17 protein-coding genes are annotated in these 19,034 nt (G+C 58.8%); 12 read left to right on the top strand and 5 right to left on the bottom strand.

Annotated elements, in window-relative coordinates; all coding sequences use genetic code 11:
• Nucleotides 1–2 precede the first annotated feature (2 nt).
• The 6 genes from odhB (at nucleotide 3) to CRN80_RS28105 (ending at nucleotide 7,725) form a co-directional block, all read left to right on the top strand.
• Nucleotides 3–1,223 carry a 2-oxoglutarate dehydrogenase complex dihydrolipoyllysine-residue succinyltransferase gene (odhB, locus tag CRN80_RS28130; RefSeq protein ID WP_003190009.1) on the top strand — a complete coding sequence of 407 codons (1,221 nt, stop codon included), beginning with the start codon at nucleotides 3–5 and terminating at the stop codon, nucleotides 1,221–1,223.
• Between the two features lie 99 nt (nucleotides 1,224–1,322).
• On the top strand, nucleotides 1,323–2,759 hold the full coding sequence (lpdA, locus tag CRN80_RS28125) for a dihydrolipoyl dehydrogenase (RefSeq protein WP_003190010.1): 1,437 nt from the start codon (nucleotides 1,323–1,325) through the stop codon (nucleotides 2,757–2,759).
• Between the two features lie 204 nt (nucleotides 2,760–2,963).
• The gene (gene sucC / locus CRN80_RS28120; protein ID WP_003190011.1) at nucleotides 2,964–4,130 is read left to right on the top strand and encodes an ADP-forming succinate--CoA ligase subunit beta; all 1,167 of its coding nucleotides are present in this window, start codon (nucleotides 2,964–2,966) and stop codon (nucleotides 4,128–4,130) included.
• Nucleotides 4,130–5,011: a succinate--CoA ligase subunit alpha gene (gene sucD, locus CRN80_RS28115; RefSeq protein WP_005786582.1), complete on the top strand. Its 882-nt coding sequence runs from the start codon at nucleotides 4,130–4,132 to the stop codon at nucleotides 5,009–5,011. Before sucC ends, sucD begins: the two co-directional genes overlap by 1 nt.
• A 428-nt stretch (nucleotides 5,012–5,439) precedes the next feature.
• Nucleotides 5,440–6,753: a branched-chain amino acid transport system II carrier protein gene (gene brnQ, locus CRN80_RS28110; RefSeq protein ID WP_047710425.1), complete on the top strand. Its 1,314-nt coding sequence runs from the start codon at nucleotides 5,440–5,442 to the stop codon at nucleotides 6,751–6,753.
• 231 nt (nucleotides 6,754–6,984) lie between these two features.
• Entirely contained in the window at nucleotides 6,985–7,725 is a 741-nt protein-coding gene (locus tag CRN80_RS28105) for a DUF599 domain-containing protein (RefSeq protein ID WP_098952245.1), read from the top strand.
• Between the two features lie 84 nt (nucleotides 7,726–7,809).
• Here CRN80_RS28105 and CRN80_RS28100 read toward each other — a convergent pair whose 3' ends face one another.
• The gene (locus CRN80_RS28100; RefSeq protein ID WP_003190018.1) at nucleotides 7,810–8,067 is read right to left on the bottom strand and encodes a hypothetical protein; all 258 of its coding nucleotides are present in this window, start codon (nucleotides 8,065–8,067) and stop codon (nucleotides 7,810–7,812) included.
• Nucleotides 8,068–8,224: 157 nt separating this feature from the next.
• Here CRN80_RS28100 and CRN80_RS28095 point away from each other — a divergent pair, with 157 nt between their 5' ends.
• The 4 genes from CRN80_RS28095 to CRN80_RS28080 all read left to right on the top strand — a co-directional run bounded on the left by CRN80_RS28095 (nucleotide 8,225) and on the right by CRN80_RS28080 (nucleotide 12,055).
• Entirely contained in the window at nucleotides 8,225–8,701 is a 477-nt protein-coding gene (locus tag CRN80_RS28095; RefSeq protein WP_032892630.1) for a PaaI family thioesterase, read from the top strand.
• Nucleotides 8,698–9,150 carry a PaaI family thioesterase gene (locus tag CRN80_RS28090; RefSeq protein ID WP_098952243.1) on the top strand — a complete coding sequence of 151 codons (453 nt, stop codon included), beginning with the start codon at nucleotides 8,698–8,700 and terminating at the stop codon, nucleotides 9,148–9,150. The genes CRN80_RS28095 and CRN80_RS28090 overlap by 4 nt, the downstream gene beginning before the upstream one ends.
• A gap of 89 nt (nucleotides 9,151–9,239) precedes the next feature.
• Entirely contained in the window at nucleotides 9,240–11,144 is a 1,905-nt protein-coding gene (gene htpG / locus CRN80_RS28085) for a molecular chaperone HtpG (RefSeq protein WP_044273084.1), read from the top strand.
• Nucleotides 11,145–11,326: 182 nt separating this feature from the next.
• On the top strand, nucleotides 11,327–12,055 hold the full coding sequence (locus CRN80_RS28080) for a dienelactone hydrolase family protein (RefSeq protein ID WP_032892628.1): 729 nt from the start codon (nucleotides 11,327–11,329) through the stop codon (nucleotides 12,053–12,055).
• Between the two features lie 98 nt (nucleotides 12,056–12,153).
• On the opposite strand, the gene CRN80_RS28075 is transcribed toward CRN80_RS28080, so the two are convergent.
• Together CRN80_RS28075 and CRN80_RS28070 are read right to left on the bottom strand one after the other, a co-directional pair.
• Entirely contained in the window at nucleotides 12,154–13,020 is an 867-nt protein-coding gene (locus CRN80_RS28075; RefSeq protein WP_098952241.1) for a pirin family protein, read from the bottom strand.
• Between the two features lie 63 nt (nucleotides 13,021–13,083).
• Entirely contained in the window at nucleotides 13,084–13,500 is a 417-nt protein-coding gene (locus CRN80_RS28070) for an OsmC family protein (RefSeq protein WP_003190027.1), read from the bottom strand.
• 139 nt (nucleotides 13,501–13,639) lie between these two features.
• Between CRN80_RS28070 and CRN80_RS28065 the strand changes: the two genes are divergently transcribed.
• Nucleotides 13,640–14,662 carry an amidohydrolase family protein gene (locus CRN80_RS28065; RefSeq protein WP_098952240.1) on the top strand — a complete coding sequence of 341 codons (1,023 nt, stop codon included), beginning with the start codon at nucleotides 13,640–13,642 and terminating at the stop codon, nucleotides 14,660–14,662.
• Nucleotides 14,663–14,758: 96 nt separating this feature from the next.
• Nucleotides 14,759–16,384: a methyl-accepting chemotaxis protein gene (locus CRN80_RS28060; RefSeq protein WP_098952238.1), complete on the top strand. Its 1,626-nt coding sequence runs from the start codon at nucleotides 14,759–14,761 to the stop codon at nucleotides 16,382–16,384.
• 696 nt (nucleotides 16,385–17,080) lie between these two features.
• On the opposite strand, the gene fabB is transcribed toward CRN80_RS28060, so the two are convergent.
• Complete coding sequence (fabB, locus tag CRN80_RS28050) at nucleotides 17,081–18,301, bottom strand: beta-ketoacyl-ACP synthase I (RefSeq protein WP_003190033.1); 1,221 nt, start codon at nucleotides 18,299–18,301, stop codon at nucleotides 17,081–17,083.
• 11 nt (nucleotides 18,302–18,312) lie between these two features.
• A complete protein-coding gene (gene fabA / locus CRN80_RS28045; protein WP_003190035.1) occupies nucleotides 18,313–18,828 on the bottom strand; it encodes a 3-hydroxyacyl-[acyl-carrier-protein] dehydratase FabA in 516 nt (171 codons plus the stop codon).
• Nucleotides 18,829–19,034 lie beyond the last annotated feature (206 nt).

Below are 19,034 nucleotides of genomic sequence, written 5' to 3'. Positions count from 1 at the left end.
TAATGGCTATCGAAATCAAAGCCCCGTCATTCCCGGAATCGGTTGCCGATGGCACCGTTGCCACCTGGCACAAGAAACCAGGCGAGGCCGTCAAGCGTGACGACCTGATCGTCGACATCGAGACCGACAAAGTCGTTCTGGAAGTGTTGGCCGAAGCTGACGGCGTGCTGGGCGCGATCGTTGCTGAAGAGGGCGCTACCGTTCTGTCGAACCAGGTACTGGGTTCGATCGAAGAGGGCAGCGCTGCTGCCGCTCCTGCTCCTGCCGCCGCTGCACCGGCTGCTTCTGCCCCTGCTGCACCGGCTGCGGGTGGCGAAGACCCAATCGCTGCACCGGCTGCGCGTCAACTGGCTGAAGAAAACGGCATCAACCTGGCTTCCATCAAGGGCACTGGCAAAGATGGCCGCGTGACCAAGGAAGACGTGGTTGCCGCCGTTGAAGCCAAGAAGAACGCTCCGGCTGCCGCACCTGCCAAGGCTGCAGCGCCTGCTGCCGCTGCGCCTGTGTTTGCTGCGGGCGACCGCACCGAGAAGCGCGTACCGATGACTCGCGTACGTGCCACCGTGGCCAAGCGCCTGGTTGAAGCACAGTCGAACATGGCGATGCTGACCACCTTCAACGAAGTCGACATGACCGAAGTCATGGCCCTGCGTTCGAAGTACAAGGACCTGTTCGAGAAGTCCCACAACGGCGTGCGCCTGGGCTTCATGTCGTTCTTCGTGAAAGCGGCCACCGAAGCGCTGAAGCGCTTCCCGGCAGTCAACGCTTCCATCGACGGCGGCGACATCGTTTACCACGGCTACTCGGATATCGGCGTTGCCGTCTCCAGCGATCGTGGCCTGGTGGTTCCAGTACTGCGTAACGCCGAGCTGATGAGCCTGGCCGAAATCGAAGGCGGCATCGCCGGCTTCGGCAAGAAAGCCCGTGACGGCAAGCTGACCATCGACGAGATGACCGGCGGTACCTTCACCATCACCAACGGTGGTACCTTCGGTTCGATGATGTCGACGCCGATCGTCAACCCACCGCAAGCCGCGATCCTGGGCATGCACAACATCATCCAGCGTCCGATGGCCATCAACGGCCAGGTTGTGATCCGCCCAATGATGTACCTGGCACTGTCTTACGATCACCGCCTGATCGACGGTAAAGAAGCCGTGACGTTCCTGGTGACCATCAAGAACCTGCTGGAAGACCCGGCTCGCCTGCTCCTGGACATCTGATAGAAGCAGTTGCACGTTGCGAGCTACAAGCTGTAGGAAAAAGCAGCTTGGCTTGCAACGTGTGGCTAGAAGCTTGTCGCAAATAGAGGATCTATTTTCATGACACAGAAATTTGACGTTGTAGTGATTGGTGCAGGCCCTGGCGGCTATGTTGCCGCCATCAAGGCCGCGCAACTGGGCCTGTCCACTGCTTGCATCGAAAAATACACCGACAAGGAAGGCAAACTGGCGCTGGGCGGTACTTGCCTGAACGTAGGTTGCATTCCGTCCAAGGCGCTGCTGGACAGCTCCTGGAAATTCCACGAAGCCCAAGACGGCTTCGCGATCCACGGCATCAACCATGCTGGCGTGACCATGGACGTGCCAGCAATGGTCGGCCGTAAAGCCAACATCGTCAAAGGCCTGACTTCCGGCGTTGCCACCTTGTTCAAGGCCAACGGCGTTACGTCGATTCAAGGCCACGGCAAGCTGCTGGCTGGCAAGAAAGTTGAAGTCACCAAGCCAGACGGTTCGGTTGAAGTCATCGAAGCCGAAAACGTGATCCTGGCCCCAGGTTCGCGTCCAATCGACATTCCGCCTGCACCTGTCGATAACAACGTGATCGTTGATTCGACCGGCGCCCTGGAATTCCAAGCCGTACCTAAGCGCCTGGGCGTGATCGGCGCTGGCGTAATCGGTCTGGAGCTGGGTTCGGTATGGTCGCGTCTGGGCGCTGAAGTCACCGTGCTGGAAGCCCTGGATACGTTCCTGCTGGCTGCCGACACCGCGGTGTCCAAGGAAGCGCTGAAAACCCTGACCAAACAAGGTCTGGACATCAAGCTCGGCGCCCGTGTTACCGGTTCCAAGGTCAACGGCGAAGAAGTCGTAGTGACCTACACCGATAAAGACGGCGAGCAGACCATCACCTTCGATAAGCTGATCGTCGCCGTGGGCCGCCGCCCAGTGACCAACGACCTGCTGGCTTCCGACAGCGGCGTGAACATCGACGAGCGTGGTTTCATCCACGTTGACGATCATTGCGCCACCACCGTGCCTGGCGTCTATGCCATTGGCGACGTGGTTCGTGGCATGATGCTGGCCCACAAGGCTTCCGAAGAGGGCATCATGGTCGTTGAGCGCATCAAGGGTCACAAGACCCAGATGAACTACGACCTGATCCCATCGGTTATCTACACCCACCCGGAAATTGCATGGGTCGGCAAGAACGAACAGCAGTTGAAAGCTGAAGGCGTTGAAGTTAACGTCGGCACCTTCCCGTTTGCCGCTTCTGGCCGTGCCATGGCAGCTAACGACACCGGTGGTTTTGTCAAAGTCATCGCTGATGCCAAGACTGACCGCGTATTGGGCGTCCACGTGATTGGCCCAAGCGCTGCAGAACTGGTTCAGCAAGGCGCAATCGGCATGGAATTCGGCACCAGTGCCGAGGACCTGGGCATGATGGTTTTCTCCCATCCGACCCTGTCCGAAGCGTTGCACGAAGCCGCGTTGGCAGTGAATGGCGGCGCCATCCACATCGCCAACCGCAAGAAGCGCTAAGCGAGATAATAAGAAACCACGGCGGAGTTGCCCGTCGTGAGCCTTGCGCGCAAGACTCACCGCGGAATATCCGCTGGACGCAGCCTTGCGCAGCTTTACGGGCCATAAGCCCCGCAAGTTGCGCAAGCAGCAGTCACAGGTGGCGCGGCACTCATAATGAGCGCAGCGCCGAATGCGCAGTACCTAACGAAGACGGTAAAAAGCATGAATCTTCACGAGTATCAGGGTAAGCAGCTGTTCGCTGAATACGGCCTGCCAGTTTCCAAGGGCTACGCAGTAGACACCCCGGAAGCAGCAGCAGAAGCTTGCGACAAAATCGGCGGCAGCGAGTGGGTTGTCAAAGCCCAGGTCCACGCCGGTGGTCGCGGTAAAGCGGGCGGCGTCAAGCTGGTTCGCAGCAAAGAAGACGCCAAGGCCTTCGCACAGCAGTGGCTGGGCAAGCGTCTGGTGACTTACCAGACTGATGCCAATGGCCAACCAGTCACCAAGATCCTGGTTGAATCGTGCACTGATATCGCTAAAGAGCTGTACCTGGGCGCTGTCGTTGACCGTTCGAGCCGTCGCATCGTGTTCATGGCTTCCACCGAAGGTGGCGTGGACATCGAGAAAATCGCTCACGAAACCCCAGAAAAAATTCTGAAGGCCACTATCGATCCACTGGTTGGCGCACAGCCATTCCAGGGTCGCGAACTGGCTTTCCAGCTGGGTCTGGAAGGCAAGCAAGTTGCCCAGTTCGCCAAGATCTTCGTTGGTCTGGCCAAACTGTTCCAGGATCACGATCTGGCCCTGCTGGAAGTGAACCCGCTGGTGATCAAGGCTGACGGCGATCTGCACTGCCTCGATGCCAAGATCAACATCGACGCCAACGCCATGTACCGTCAGCCTAAGCTGAAGACTTTCCACGATCCGTCGCAAGACGATCCGCGCGAAGCGCACGCTGCCAAGTTCGAACTGAACTACGTAGCCCTGGAAGGTAACATCGGCTGCATGGTCAACGGTGCTGGCCTGGCCATGGGTACCATGGACATCGTCAACCTGCATGGCGGCAAGCCAGCCAACTTCCTCGACGTAGGTGGTGGCGCTACCAAGGAACGCGTTACCGAAGCGTTCAAGATCATCCTGTCCGACTCCAACGTCGCTGCAGTACTGGTCAACATCTTCGGCGGCATCGTTCGTTGCGACATGATTGCCGAAGGCATCATCGGTGCAGTGAAAGAAGTCGGCGTTAAAATCCCGGTTGTTGTTCGCCTTGAAGGTAACAACGCTGAACTGGGCGCTAAAGTACTGGCAGAAAGCGGTTTGAACATCATCGCGGCTACCAGCCTGACCGACGCTGCTCAACAAGTTGTCAAAGCTGCGGAGGGCAAGTAATGAGCGTCCTGATCAATAAAGACACCAAAGTTATCTGCCAGGGTATTACCGGTTCGCAAGGTAGTTTCCACACCCAGCAAGCCATCGAGTACGGCACCCAGATGGTTGGCGGCGTAACGCCTGGCAAAGGCGGCACCGAGCACCTGGGCCTGCCCGTGTTCAACACCGTGAAAGAAGCCGTAGAAACCACTGGCGCCACCGCCAGCGTGATCTACGTTCCAGCTCCTTTCTGCAAGGACTCGATCCTGGAAGCGGCATTCGGCGGCATCAAGCTGATCGTCTGCATCACCGAAGGCATTCCTACCCTGGACATGCTGGACGCTAAAGTTAAGTGCGACGAGCTGGGCGTAGTCCTGATCGGCCCTAACTGCCCAGGCGTGATCACCCCAGGCGAATGCAAGATCGGCATCATGCCAGGTCACATTCACTTGCCAGGTAAAGTCGGTATCGTTTCCCGTTCCGGCACCCTGACCTACGAAGCTGTGAAGCAGACCACTGACGCCGGTTTCGGTCAGTCGACTTGCGTCGGCATCGGCGGTGACCCGATCCCAGGCTCCAACTTCATCGACATCCTGAAGCTGTTCCAGGAAGACCCGAAGACCGAAGCGATCGTAATGATCGGTGAGATCGGCGGTTCGGCTGAAGAAGAAGCGGCTGCCTACATCAAGGCACACGTGACCAAGCCGGTTGTTTCCTACATCGCTGGTGTGACTGCCCCTGCGGGCAAGCGCATGGGCCATGCTGGCGCAATCATCTCTGGCGGCAAAGGCACTGCAGACGAGAAATTCGCTGCACTGCAAGACGCAGGTGTTAAAACCGTGCGTTCGCTGGCAGACATCGGCAAGGCCCTGGCCGAGCTGACCGGTTGGGCTGTCAAGTAAGCCTCGCGCTTAGCTGACGCTTCACCACACAAAGGCCACCTTCGGGTGGCCTTTGTGCATTCTGGGTATGCGAATATTGCCCTCTGTAGGAGCGAGCTCGCTCGCGAAAAACCTCAACGATAACGCGTGCTTCCTGAATGAGCGCGGCGCCTGTGAGTTTTTCGCGAGCAAGCTCGCTCCTACAAAAAAACTGTATGGGCAAATTAAGTATGAAAACGCGACATTCAAATGTCGCTTATCGGACAGTCCGCCCCGCAACAGTGCGTTTGTCAGGCTAATTCTGTACTCTAGCCGCCTCTTTATGCGTCCGCGTCCCAAAAGGAAGCTGCGCGCTAGACCGGTCGGTCCCCACAAGGGCCGGCAGCATTTCCCTCATCCATAGGGAAGCCCTCTCTAAATTCCGATTCAGTAGTGTGGTATTTCCTCAAATGAAAGTGTTGAAAAGCCAGGATATCCTGGCGCTGGGCTTTATGACCTTTGCCCTGTTCGTGGGCGCCGGCAACATCATCTTCCCGCCTATCGTTGGTTTGCAGTCCGGGCCGCATGTGTGGATGGCGGCGCTGGGCTTTCTGATCACCGCAGTCGGTTTGCCGGTGGTCACGGTGATCGCCCTGGCCAAGGTCGGTGGTGGCATGGATGCGCTGAGCAGCCCGATTGGCAAGATCGCCGGTGGCCTGCTGGCGGCAGCGGCCTACCTGGCCGTGGGCCCGCTGTTTGCGACCCCGCGCACCGCAACCGTGTCGTTTGAAGTAGGCCTGGCGCCCTTGACCGGTGAAAGCCCGTTGGCGCTGTTCCTCTACAGCTCGGTGTATTTTTTGGTGGTGTTCTTTGTCTCACTGTACCCGGGTCGACTGCTGGACACCGTGGGCCGTTTCCTGGCGCCGCTGAAGATCATCGCCCTGGCCATTCTCGGTATCGCTGCGTTTGCCTTGCCTGCGGGTGAGGTGGGGGTTGCCACGCCGGAATACGTGGCCGCGCCGTTCTCCCAAGGCTTTATCAATGGTTACCTGACCATGGATACCCTGGGCGCCCTGGTGTTCGGCATCGTGATCGTCAACGCGATCCGCTCCCGTGGCGTCGAGTCGCCCAAGCTGATCACCCGCTACGCGATCATTGCCGGGCTGATTGCCGGCGTGGGCCTGGCGCTGGTGTACGTCAGCCTGTTCCGCCTGGGTTCGGGCAGCCATGCCGTGGCCGCGGGTGCCAGTAATGGCGCGGCAGTACTGCACGCCTACGTGCAATACACGTTCGGCTCCCTGGGCAGTGGTTTCCTCGCCGTGCTGATTTCCCTGGCATGCCTGGTGACTGCCGTGGGCCTGACCTGCGCCTGCGCCGAGTACTTCAGCAAGATCCTGCCACTGTCCTACAAGACCCTGGTGGTGATCCTGGCGCTGTTCTCGCTGTTTGTGTCCAACCTGGGCCTGACCAAACTGATTGCCTTCTCGATCCCGGTGCTGACCGCGATCTACCCGCCGTGCATCGTGTTGGTGGCCCTGAGCTTCTGCAAAGGGTTCTGGCAGGAACAGGGCCGTATTGTCGGCCCGGTGATGCTGGTGTCGTTCATCTTTGGCTGCATCGACGCACTCAAGGGTGCGGGCCTGGCGGGTTGGATGCCAACGCAGTTGGTAAACCTGCCGTTGAGCGAACAAGGCTTGGCGTGGCTGGTGCCATCGGTGATGACGCTGGTGGCGGCGGTGGTGATTGACCGTATGCTGGGCAAGCGCAGCGAAGCCATCGCGTAACACGCGGTTCGTGCTGTACTGAAATGCCCCGTATCAAACGATACGGGGCATTTTTTTTGCGTATGACATTACATATTTCTAAACTTGTGAACCGGTAATGTGGGAGCGGGCTTGCTCGCGAATGCGGTGTGTCAGCAAACTAATATGCAGCTGGCACACCGTATTCGCGAGCAAGCCCGCTCCCACAGTTTGTCCGCGTTTTCACCATGGCTACCCTGTACAAGGACCTACATGTCGTTTGTCGAAATCAATCAAGCTCATCTGCTTGCAGCACTCTGGTTTGTTATCTGCTGGGGCGGCTACACCCGTTACGCCACTTGGAAAGCCCGGGACACGGCGTGCCTGGCCAGTGTGTTGCACCTGTACCGTGAAGACTGGATGCGCCGCATGCTGCTGCGCGACAACCGTATCGCCGACGCCAGTGTGATCGGTAACCTGGAGCGCAATGCCTCGTTCTTTGCCTCCAGCACCTTGATCATCCTCGCCGGTATCCTCACGGTGCTGGGGGCTTCGGAACGCGCAGTGTCACTGCTGGCAGATATTCCCATGGTGCAGCAGGCATCCCAGGGCATGTCGGAGATCAAATTGCTGTGCCTGGCATTGGTGTTCGTTTACGCCTTTTTTACCTTCAGTTGGTGCATGCGCCAGTACAACTTCGCGGCAGTGCTAGTGGGTTCGGCGCCCATGATTGGTGAGCGGCATGTGTCGGAGCAGGAGCGCAAGGCATTTGCTTTGCGGGCGGCTCGAGTGATTTCGATGGCGGCCAACCAGTTCAACTTTGGCCTGCGTGCTTATTACTTCGGCATGACCATGCTGGCCTGGTTTGTCAGCCCCTGGTTGTTCATGTTGATGAGCAGCGGGGTGGTGTTGGTGCTGTACCGCCGCGAGTTCCATTCGGATGTATTGCAGGTGATGGTGTATACGCCAACCGATATGCCGGCAGTCGACGCAGTAAAAGAGGGCGCATCGTAGCGCTGGCAGCAAATCCCAGACAAAGAAAAGCCCGCTTAGTCAGCGGGCTTTCTTTTTGCTGCAATACAGCTTTAAACCCTGCGATTACTGCTTGGCAGGTTCTGCTGGTGCGGCAGGTGCAGCTTCTTTTGCAGCCGCTTCGTTCGATTCGGCCTGAGCTTTGGCAGCTTCGGCGTTTTCTTTCGCAGCGTCGTTCACTTTATCCTGTGCTTTAGCCATATCTTGCTGAGCTTGCTCAGAATGTGCAGCAGCGTCTTGGGCTTTGTCTTCGGATTTCTTGTCGCAGGCAGCCAGACCGAGAGCAGCGGCCAGCATCATGGAAATAGCTAATGTCTTACGCATGGGGTGTTTCTCCTTATTGAAGATATCTACTGGCCTTTCGAACCCAAGGGGCCAGCATTAGTTCCTTATGTCCCACAGATATATAGCATGTTTCGTACAGGAACTTTACCCAGTCATTCCCGTCCGCTGAATTCACACTAATAAGAGTCTAAAAACAATGACCGAAAACCCTTTGTTAGAGCGTGCCGTGCGCTTCGTTTCGGCCCTGCGCCATTGCCAGGTGCTGGGTGTGAGTGTTCATCAAGCCAGCGAGGAGGGCATGACCCTCGTACTGCCGTATGGGCCGCATATCGTCGGTGACCCCCTGAGCGGGGTGATCCATGGCGGCGCGCTCACCTCGTTGATGGACACCGCCTGCGGCATGGCGACCCTGTGCGTATTGCCCGAATTCGAAGTGTGCCCCACCCTGGACCTGCGCATCGACTACATGCATCCCGCCGAACCCCACAAGCCGGTCTATGGCTTCGCGCAATGTTACCGGGTGACCACCGACGTGATCTTCACCCGTGGCGTTGCCTATCAGGATGACCCGCAACAACCTATTGCCCATGTGGTGGGTACGTTCATGCGCATGGGCAAGCGCCTCAAAGGCACCCAAGGCTTGGGCACGGTCATCAAGGGAGAGCAGGCATGACGCATCGGTTCAAGACCCGCCTGGAGCAAGCCCTTGATCGTGGCGACTATGACGCGCTGCTCGAGTTGGTGCCCTATGCCAGGTTGATCGGCATCGAATGCACCCGTCTGGGGGATGAGTTGCTGTTTCGCCTGCCGGCCAACAAGGACAATATTGGTAACCCCATATTGCCGGCGTTGCATGGCGGGGTGATCGCCGGCTTCATGGAGTTGGCCGCCGCCCTGCATCTGATGGTGTTTACGGGCGCTCCGGGCCTGCCGAAGATCATCGACTTCTCCCTGGATTACCTGCGTGCCGGCCAGTTTCGGGACACCTACGCCAAGTGCCAGGTGTGGCGCCAGGGCCGGCGCGTGGCTAACGTGGCGATTACCGCCTGGCAGAGCACCCCGGCCGAGCCGATTGCCACCGCCCGGGCACATTTCAAAATTGAGGAATTGGCCCGCCCTTGAAATCCTGGCCTGAGCCCCCAACTTTGATGACAACCCGCCGCCAACCCTTTCGGGCGCGGCCACTGCCATCCAATTGGAGTTTGATGACCATGAGTGTGGAAACTCAAAAGGAAACCCTGGGCTTCCAGACCGAGGTGAAGCAACTGCTGCACCTCATGATCCATTCGCTGTATTCCAACAAGGAAATTTTCCTTCGCGAATTGATCTCGAACGCCTCTGACGCTGTCGACAAATTACGTTTCGAAGCCCTGTCCAAGCCTGAGTTGCTGGAAGGCGGCGCGGAACTGAAGATCCGTGTGAGCTACGACAAAGACGCCAAGACCGTCACTCTCGAAGACAACGGTATCGGCATGAGCCGTGACGATGCGATCACCCACCTGGGGACCATCGCCAAATCCGGCACCGCAGATTTCATGAAGAACCTGTCGGGCGACCAGAAAAAAGACTCTCACCTGATCGGCCAGTTCGGCGTGGGCTTCTATTCGGCCTTCATCGTCGCCGACAAGGTTGAAGTCTTCAGCCGCCGCGCCGGCCTCGACGCCAGCGAAGGCGTGCACTGGGCTTCCAAGGGCGAGGGCGAATTTGAAATCGCCACTATCGACAAGGCTGACCGCGGCACCCGCATCGTGCTGCACCTGAAAGCCGGTGAAGACGAATTCGCCGATGGCTGGCGCCTGCGCAACATCATCAAGAAGTACTCCGACCACATCGCGTTGCCGATCGAGTTGCCCAAGGAACAGACCGTTGCCGAAGGCGAAGAAGCCCCGGCGGTGGAATGGGAGACCGTCAACCGCGCCAGCGCCCTGTGGACCCGTCCGCGTACCGAGATCAAGGACGAGGAATACCAGGAGTTCTACAAGCACATCGGCCACGATTACGAGAACCCGCTGAGCTGGAGCCACAACAAGGTTGAAGGCAAGCTCGAATACAGCTCGCTGCTCTACGTACCGGCCCGTGCTCCGTTCGACCTGTACCAGCGTGAAGCGCCAAAAGGCCTGAAGCTCTACGTGCAGCGTGTGTTCGTGATGGACCAGGCGGAATCCTTCCTGCCGCTGTACCTGCGCTTTATCAAAGGTGTGGTCGACTCCAACGACCTGTCGCTGAACGTGTCGCGGGAAATCCTGCAGAAAGACCCGATCATCGACTCAATGAAGTCGGCGCTGACCAAGCGTGTACTCGACATGCTGGAAAAACTGGCGAAGAACGAGCCTGAGCAATACAAGAGCTTCTGGAAAAACTTCGGCCAGGTCATGAAAGAAGGCCCGGCGGAAGATTTTGCCAACAAGGAAAAAATCGCCGGCTTGCTGCGTTTTGCTTCGACTCAGGGCGAAGACGGCGAGCAGGTTGTGTCCCTGGCTGACTACCTGGCGCGCGCCAAGGAAGGTCAGGACAAGATCTACTACCTGACCGGCGAAACCTACGCTCAGGTCAAGAACAGCCCGCACCTGGAAGTCTTCCGCAAGAAAGGCATCGAAGTGCTACTGCTGACCGACCGTATCGATGAGTGGCTGATGAGCTACCTCACCGAGTTCGACGGCAAAACCTTTGTCGACGTGGCCCGTGGTGACCTGGACCTGGGTAACCTGGACTCCGAAGAAGAGAAGAAAGAAGCCGAAGAAGTCGCCAAGTCCAAAGAGGGCCTGGTTGAGCGCATCAAGGCTTCCCTGGGCGACGCGGTCAGTGAAGTGCGGGTTTCCCACCGCCTGACCGACTCCCCGGCGATCCTGGCTATCGGCGAGCAAGACCTGGGCTTGCAGATGCGTCAGATCCTCGAGGCCAGCGGGCAGAAAGTGCCGGACTCCAAGCCGATCTTCGAATTCAACCCGTCTCACCCGCTGATCGAGAAACTCGATGGCGAGCAGAGCGAAGAGCGGTTTGGCGACCTGTCGCACATCCTCTTCGACCAGGCCGCCCTGGCAGCCGGCGACAGCTTGAAGGACCCGGCCGCGTATGTGCGCCGACTGAACAAGCTGTTGGTTGAATTGTCGGTTTAACACCGATGTAGAAAAACCCGCTTCGGCGGGTTTTTTCATTTGTAGGAGCGAGCTTGCTCGCGAAAAACGTCAACGATAACGCGTACATCCTGAATCAACGCGGTGCCCTGAAGTTTTTCGCGAGCAAGCTCGCTCCTACAGTCGCATTACCGTTTCTGCGTGTACCTCAACTGGAGTGAATCATGAGCCAAGTCACTGTACGTTCCGTGGTCTATCAGATTGATGGCCAGTCTTATGAAAGCCGTCTGGCGTTCGATGCCAGCCACAAAGGCCCGCTTCCGGGTTTGCTGATGGCGCCGAACTGGATGGGCGTGAGTGCAGGGGCCGAAGAGATCGCCAAGGCCGTTGCTGGCAAAGGCTACGTGGTGTTGATTGCCGACCTCTACGGGCAAAACGTACGGCCTTCAAATGGCGATGAGGCCGGTGCGGCGATGATGCCGTTGAAGAATGATCGCCCGCTGCTGAACAAACGCATGCAAGCGGCCTTCGAGCAACTGCAAGGCCAGACTGAAGCAGCAGTGGACACGTCGAAACTGGCCACCTTCGGCTTCTGCTTTGGCGGTTGCTGCTCCCTGGAACTGGCCCGTACCGGTGCGCCGTTGAAGGCCGCTGTGTCGTTCCACGGCACGCTGGATACGCCGAACCCGGCGGACGCGAAGAACATCAAGGGTTCAGTGCTGGTGCTGCATGGCGCCGCGGACCCGTTGGTGCCCAAAGAGCAACTGCCGGCGTTCGAAGATGAAATGAACGCGGCGGGTGTGGATTGGCAGTTGCTCAGCTACGGCGGCGCAGTGCATTCCTTCACCGACCCCCATGCCAATGTGCCAGGCAAGATGATGTACGACGCGAAGACCGCTGCTCGGGCGTTCCAGGCGATGCATAACTTGTTGGATGAAGTGTTCACGGGTTGATGCTTCGGCGCCTGTTGCGGCCTTTTCGCGAGCAGGCCCGCTCCCACATTTGACTGCGTTCACAGGTCGAAATGTGGGAGCGGGCTTGCTCGCGAATGTTATTTAACAGGCAACTCGATTCTTTCTGACTCCCCCGGCACAGTGGGCCAATCCCCAGCCGCCCAGCGCTGTCTCGCCTGCTCGATCACCGCCGGATCACTCGCCACAAAATTCCAGTTGATCCGCCGTGGCCCATCCAACGGCGCCCCGCCAAATACCATCAGGTGGCAATCACTCTCGGCATACAGGGTCATCTCCTGCCCAGTCGGCAATACCACCAAACTGTTCACCTCCAGCGCTTCACCATCCAACTGCACCTCACCCTCAAGCACATACACCGCACGTTCCTCATGCTCATCGGCAATCAGCAGGGTCGTGGCGGTTTGCATCTGTACCTCGGCATACAGCGTCGGCGACAGCACCGGCACCGGGGATCTGAGGCAAAAACCATCACCGGCGATCAAGCGGATTTGCACACCGAGGTTATCGCTCACCGGCAAGCTCGCCGCGGGGTGATGGCTGTAGTGTCCCGGCCCGGTCTCGTGGTCCTTGGGCGAGGCCAGCCACACCTGCAGGCCATGCAGGTTGAAACCCCTGGCCTTGACCGCTTGCGGTGTGCGCTCAACGTGGGCAATCGCACTGCCGGCGGTCATCCAGCTGACATCGCCGGCTTGCACCACCTGGTCCGAGCCCAGGCTGTCCTTATGCTGCAAGGCGCCTTCAAACAGGTAGGTGAGAGTGGACAGGCCAATGTGGGGATGCTGGCGGATATTCATGCCGGTACCCGGCGCGTAGCGGTTCGGCAGCATATGGTCGAAAAACACAAAGGGCCCGACGCTACGGCATTCACGCGAGGGCAGGGGGCGCAGGATGGGCTGGCCTTCTACATCTTCGGGGCGAGGGCGAATTACGGTGAGGGTGGTCATGGGCATCCCAGTCTGAGCGGGTTGGATGCGATGAAGCATAACCCGCTCGGTGGGAAGTTGGGGCTATTGGCTGAAGGCGCCTTCCGACAATTTCGTCTCGATAGTGACTTCGGCGGTGGTCATCAGCTTGTGTACCGGGCACTTATCGGCCACCCGATGCAGTTCATCGCGCTGGGCGTCGGTGAGTACGCCCTTGAGGGTCAGCTTGACGTTGAGCTTGTATTTACCCTTCTGTTCCTCAGTGCTGTCGTGGGTGACCTCCACAGTCACGCCGGTCAGCGGGATATCTTTTTTCTGCGCGTAGAGCCTTACGGTCAAGGCTTTGCACGACGCCAGCGCAGCATCGAAATAATCGTGAGGGGAGGGGGCCGAATCGTCACCGCCCAGGCTCTTGGGCAGGTCGGTAAACAGTTCGTGATTATTGATATTCACGCTGTGACGGAAGTTTTCAGCGTTGAGCGTATTGACGGTAACAGGCATGGCAAACCTCGTAAGGGCGCAGGATGAAGGTCATGCAGTTATAGAGCATGCTGGCACTCCAGTGTTCCGGTTTTTTCCATGCTGAACCCGCAAGGCTGGCGCAAGGTCTACCCGTATCCGCCCTTATTGAGGTTTTACCGTGTTTGGAGCCCGCCTGAGTCTCGCCTTGTTGCTCGCCGCCAGCAGCCTTGCCGCGCAGGCCCGTGACTATGCCTACAGCGACGCGCACCTGCATTACGTGGACTTTTTCCAGGAAACTGCCGGCATGGACAAGCTGCTCAAGGCCATGGCGGACAACCGCGTAAAGCACGTCATGATTTCCGGGATTCCCGTGGCCAAGAAATGGCACGAAGATGAACCCAAGCGCCCGCGCTACTACGCCGGTGACGACGCCGATGCCTATTGGTACAGCGCCACGGATGTGATCGTCGCGGCGGCGGTCAATAAACTTTCCCCCGCGCAACGCCAGCACTTTCATCCCTTCCTGGCCGGCTTCAATCCCAACGACAAGAACTCTGCGGCCCATATCCAGCGCATGCTCGACCTCAACCCAGGGCTGTGGCAAGGCATTGGGGAAGTGTTCACCCGCCACGATGACCTTACCGCCCTTACCTCGGGTGATACGCCGCGCGCCAATAACGAAGCCATGACGCGCATCTACCACCTGGCAGCCGAAAACGATCTGCCGGTGATGCTGCATTCCAACATCACCTCCAAACGTGAGCGCAACCCGCTGTACCTGGCGGAAGTCGAGCAGCCGTTACGCAACCACCCGCACACGCGTTTTATCTGGGCCCATGCCGGTACCAGCAAGGAAATCCACCGTCATCAGGTGCAAATGGATTTTTTGCTGCCCACCTTGAATCGTCTGCTTGAGGCGTATCCCAACCTGTATATCGACTTGTCCTGGAGCATGCTCACGCCGTATCTGCTGGATGAGGCGGGTAACCCTCGGCCTGAGTGGGTAAAGCTGGTGGAGCGCTTCCCGGATCGCTTCATGCTCGGCTCCGACGTGGTGGGGCGCTTCAATAAGTTGGGCAAGGAAATGCGCCGCTTCGATACTTTCCTCGATGCGTTGCCCGAAGACGTTGCCCACAAGGTCGCGCGCGACAATTTCCTGGCCATCCTGCCCAAGCCGCCTCGCGATGGTGACGCGCGTTGATATCGCGTTTTGGTCTTATGCCAATGACCTGAGGTGCCGATAACGTCCAAGAGACCTGCTGCAGGTGGATGCAGTACTTTTGGAAGGAACCCTGGCATGAATATCCGCAGTTTGAATATCGCCCCTCGCGCCGGCCTGGGCTTTGGTGTGCTGGCGTTGATGGTGTTCGTCTTGGGCGGCTTCGCCCTGTTGCAGATGGCCAATATGCGCCAGCAGTCGGACCAGGTGGAGACCAACTGGCTGCCCAGCGTGATGGCGGTAGGGGAGATGAACCAGGATGTGTTGCGCATTCGGGCCCTGACGTTGCGCTTGCTGGTCAACCGCGACCCCCAGGCGGTGGCGCAGAACGAGCAGAAAATCGCCGAGATCAAAACCGATTTGCACCACGCTGAAGGCGTGTACGAGGCGTTGATTGTCTTGCCTGAGGAGCGCGTGCTGTTTGATCGCTTCAAGGTCGAGCAGCAGCAGTACCTGCAACGCCAGGAGCTGGTGGTGGGCCTATCCAAGGCCAATCGGCTGGAGGAGGCCATTGCGGTGGTTAATGGCGAAATGAATCAGATGGCCGACCAAATGGCTGTCACCCTGCGTGAGCTGGTCAATCTGAACAAGTCCAGCGCCAACGAGGCCGCCCGGCTGGCACAGCAGGTGTTCAGCCAGTCGCGGGTTTGGGTGATGGTCATGATTGGCATCACAGCGTTGATCACGATCGGCCTGGCGGTGTGGCTCACGCGCAGCATCGTGCTGCCGCTGGCGCAGTCATTGAAAGTGGCCCAGGGCGTTGCCAGTGGCGACTTGACCGGCGAGATCAGGCTCAGTGGCAGCGACGAGCCGGCGCGCTTGCAGCAGGCGCTCAAGCGCATGCAGGAGAGTTTGCGCGACACTATCCGGCGCATATCTGAATCGTCGAACCAATTGGCGTCCGCGTCTGAAGAGCTCAGTTGCGTCACTGAGGATGCGACCCGTGGTTTGCACCAGCAGAACCAGGAAATCGAACAGGCGGCCACGGCAGTCAATCAGATGACGGTGGCGGTGGAGGAGGTGGCGAGCAATGCCGTGGCCACTTCCCAGGCATCTCGCGAATCCGACCGGATTGCCCAGCAAGGGCGTGAACAGGTGCAGCAGACGGTGGTGTCGATTGAAGCCCTGGCGACCGATGTGACCGCCAATGTGACCCAGGTCGAGGAGTTGGCGCAAAAGGTCTATGGCATCAGCACAGTGCTGGACGTGATTCGCTCGATTGCCGAGCAAACAAACTTGCTGGCCCTGAACGCGGCAATTGAAGCGGCGCGAGCCGGGGATGCCGGGCGCGGGTTTGCGGTGGTGGCCGATGAGGTGCGGGCCTTGGCCCATCGCACGCAACAGTCGACCCAGGAAATCGAACAGATGATCAGCGGCATTCAGCAGGGCACCGACCTGGCCGTTAGCTCGATGCAGCAGAGCAACACGCGGGCGCGGTCCACGTTGGACATCGCCAAATCGGCGGGCATGGCCCTGGAAGAAATTGCCTCGGCGTTTACCTTGATCAACGAACGCAACCTGGTGATTGCCAGTGCCTCGGAGGAGCAGGCGGCGGTGGCCCGAGAGGTGGATCGCAACCTGATGAATATCCGCGACCTGGCGCACCAGACATCGACCGGGGCCAACCAGACCAGTGCGGCGAGCCAGGAGCTGTCGCGGTTGGCGGTGGATCTGAATTCGATGGTGGCGCGGTTTTCGGTGTAGGGCTGGGGGGCGGGTTGGCCCATTCGCAGCATAGGTATCCACACAACTTCGGGATGACGCCGAACCTGTGGCGAGGGGAGCTTGCTCCCGTGACGGTCTGACGGCCGACACCTATCCACCTGACACCCCACGATCCAACTGTGGGAGCGGGCTTGCTCGCGAAGGCGGCCTAGCAGTCAACGCAGTTGGATTGTGTACATATCCATTGTTGCGGTAACGGCCGCTTAGGGTTCCGCCCTGACGGCGGGTCACTTTTGGAAGGACCCAAAAGTAACCAAAAGGTCCTCGCCCCACCACTCGGCACCTCGCTTAGGCTCGGTGTGCCCGTAATCCGCCAGTGATTTGGGGCGCCGCCGCCACGCGCCATCCATGGCGCGGGGCGGCTAAACCGGCATCCCTGCCGGTTTACCCCCCAAATCCCTGTCGAATTCCGGCCAGCGTGGTTTGACGGGGCGCTTAAGATCAAGATCAAAAGCAGATCAAGAGCGACTCGCTTCGCATCGTGGTTACCGTTGAGCGCTACAGAGTTGTGTAGATACCTATGCTATTCCCAGGCAAGCCCCCACATTTGACGGTATTCACAATTCAAAGGTGGGAGCTGGCTTGCCTGCGATGAAGGCGACGCGGTTTCAAATCAACGCGCAAAAAAAAGCCCCGAACCAGTCGGGGCTTTTTCATGTGATCAACCTGCGGGGCTTACTTGCCCTGCCAGCGCTTCAGTACCAGGGTGGCATTGGTGCCACCAAAGCCAAAGCTGTTGCTCATCACGGTGTCGATCTTGGCGTTTTCAACGGTCTTGGTCAGGATCGGCATATCAGCCACAACCGGATCAATCTCGTCGATGTTGGCCGAGCCGGCCATGAAGTTGCCTTCCATCATCAGCAGGCAGTAGATCGCTTCGTGAACGCCAGCGGCGCCCAGGGAGTGACCCGACAGGCTCTTGGTGGAGCTGATCTTCGGAGCCTTGTCGCCGAATACCGCACGCACGCCTTCCATTTCCTTGGCATCGCCGACCGGGGTCGAGGTGCCGTGGGTGTTCAGGTAATCGATTGGGGTGTCGACGGTGGACATTGCCATCTGCATGCAGCGGATGGCGCCTTCACCGCTTGGCGCAACCATGTCGTAGCCGTCGGACGTCGCGCCGTAGCCAACGATTTCCGCGTAGATCTTGGCGCCACGGGCCAGGGCGTGTTCCAGCTCTTCGACCACGACCATGCCGCCACCGCCGGCGATGACGAAACCGTCACGCTTGGCGTCGTAGGCGCGGGAGGCTTTTTCCGGGGTTTCGTTGTACTGGGTGGACAATGCACCCATGGCGTCGAACAGGAACGACTGGCTCCAATGCTCTTCTTCACCGCCGCCGGCGAACACGATGTCCTGCTTGCCCAGTTGGATCTGCTCAACGGCAGTCCCGATGCAGTGGGCGCTGGTGGCGCACGCGGAGGAGATCGAGTAGTTCACGCCCTTGATCTGGAAGGGTGTGGCCAGGCAGGCGGAAACGGTGCTGCCCATGGTCCGCGTGACACGGTACGGGCCGACGCGCTTCACGCCTTTTTCGCGCAGGATGTCCAGCGCTTCCATCTGGTTGAGGGTCGATGCGCCGCCGGAGCCGGCGATCAGGCCGGTGCGTACGTTCGAAACCTGGTCTTCGCTCAGGCCGGAGTCGGCGATTGCGTCTTTCATGGCCAGGTAGGCGTAGGCGGCAGCGTGGCCGACGAAGCGATAGATCTTGCGATCGATCAGTTCTTCGAGGGGCAGGTCAATGGAGCCGGAAACCTGGCTACGCAGACCCATTTCGGCATATTCCGGGTTGAAGCGGATGCCAGGGCGACTTGCACGCAGGTTAGCGGTGACGGTCTCTTTGTCATTGCCCAGGCAAGAAACGATGCCCAGACCAGTGATAACGACGCGGCGCATGCGGATAACCCTTAAAAGTTGTCAGTGGAAGTGAATACGCCGACCCGAAGGCCTTCGGCAGTATAGATCTCGCGACCGTCGACAGTCACCGAACCGTCGGCGATGGCCAGGTTCAGCTTGCCCTTGAGGACGCGCTTGATTTGAATGTTATAGGTGACTTTCTTGGCGCTCGGCAGTACCTGGCCAAAGAACTTCACTTCGCCCGAACCCAGGGCGCGACCGCGGCCCGGCAGGCCTTGCCAGCCCAGGTAGAAACCGACCAGCTGCCACATGGCGTCAAGGCCCAGGCAGCCTGGCATCACAGGGTCACCTTCGAAGTGGCAAGCGAAGAACCACAGGTCAGGGGTGATATCCAGCTCGGCGACCAATTCACCTTTGCCGTACTTGCCACCCTCTTCGCTGATATGGGTGATGCGATCCACCATCAGCATGTTCGGGGCGGGCAGTTGCGCGTTACCTGGGCCGAACAGCTCACCGCGACTGCAGCGCAGCAGGTCTTCCCGAGTAAAGGCGTTTTGTTTGGTCATGCGAGCTCCTCAATAATCCCATGCGGCAGGGTAGGGCAAATCTTCCCGAACCGAATGAAGCGTTCATGCCTCATAGCGGCAGCCTACACATAGACTATTGCGTTGTAGTGAAAGTCACAGCGGCAAGGCACTGAATGTACACTTGTTCACTGAAATTTTAAACCGGGCCTGTTTATCGGCCCGTTCGGGTGCCTAAGACTGCCGCA

It is taken from the genome of Pseudomonas sp. FDAARGOS_380, assembly GCF_002591235.1.
Lineage (GTDB): Bacteria > Pseudomonadota > Gammaproteobacteria > Pseudomonadales > Pseudomonadaceae > Aquipseudomonas > Aquipseudomonas salmasensis.
This window is presented reverse-complemented; position numbering and strand designations above follow the sequence as displayed.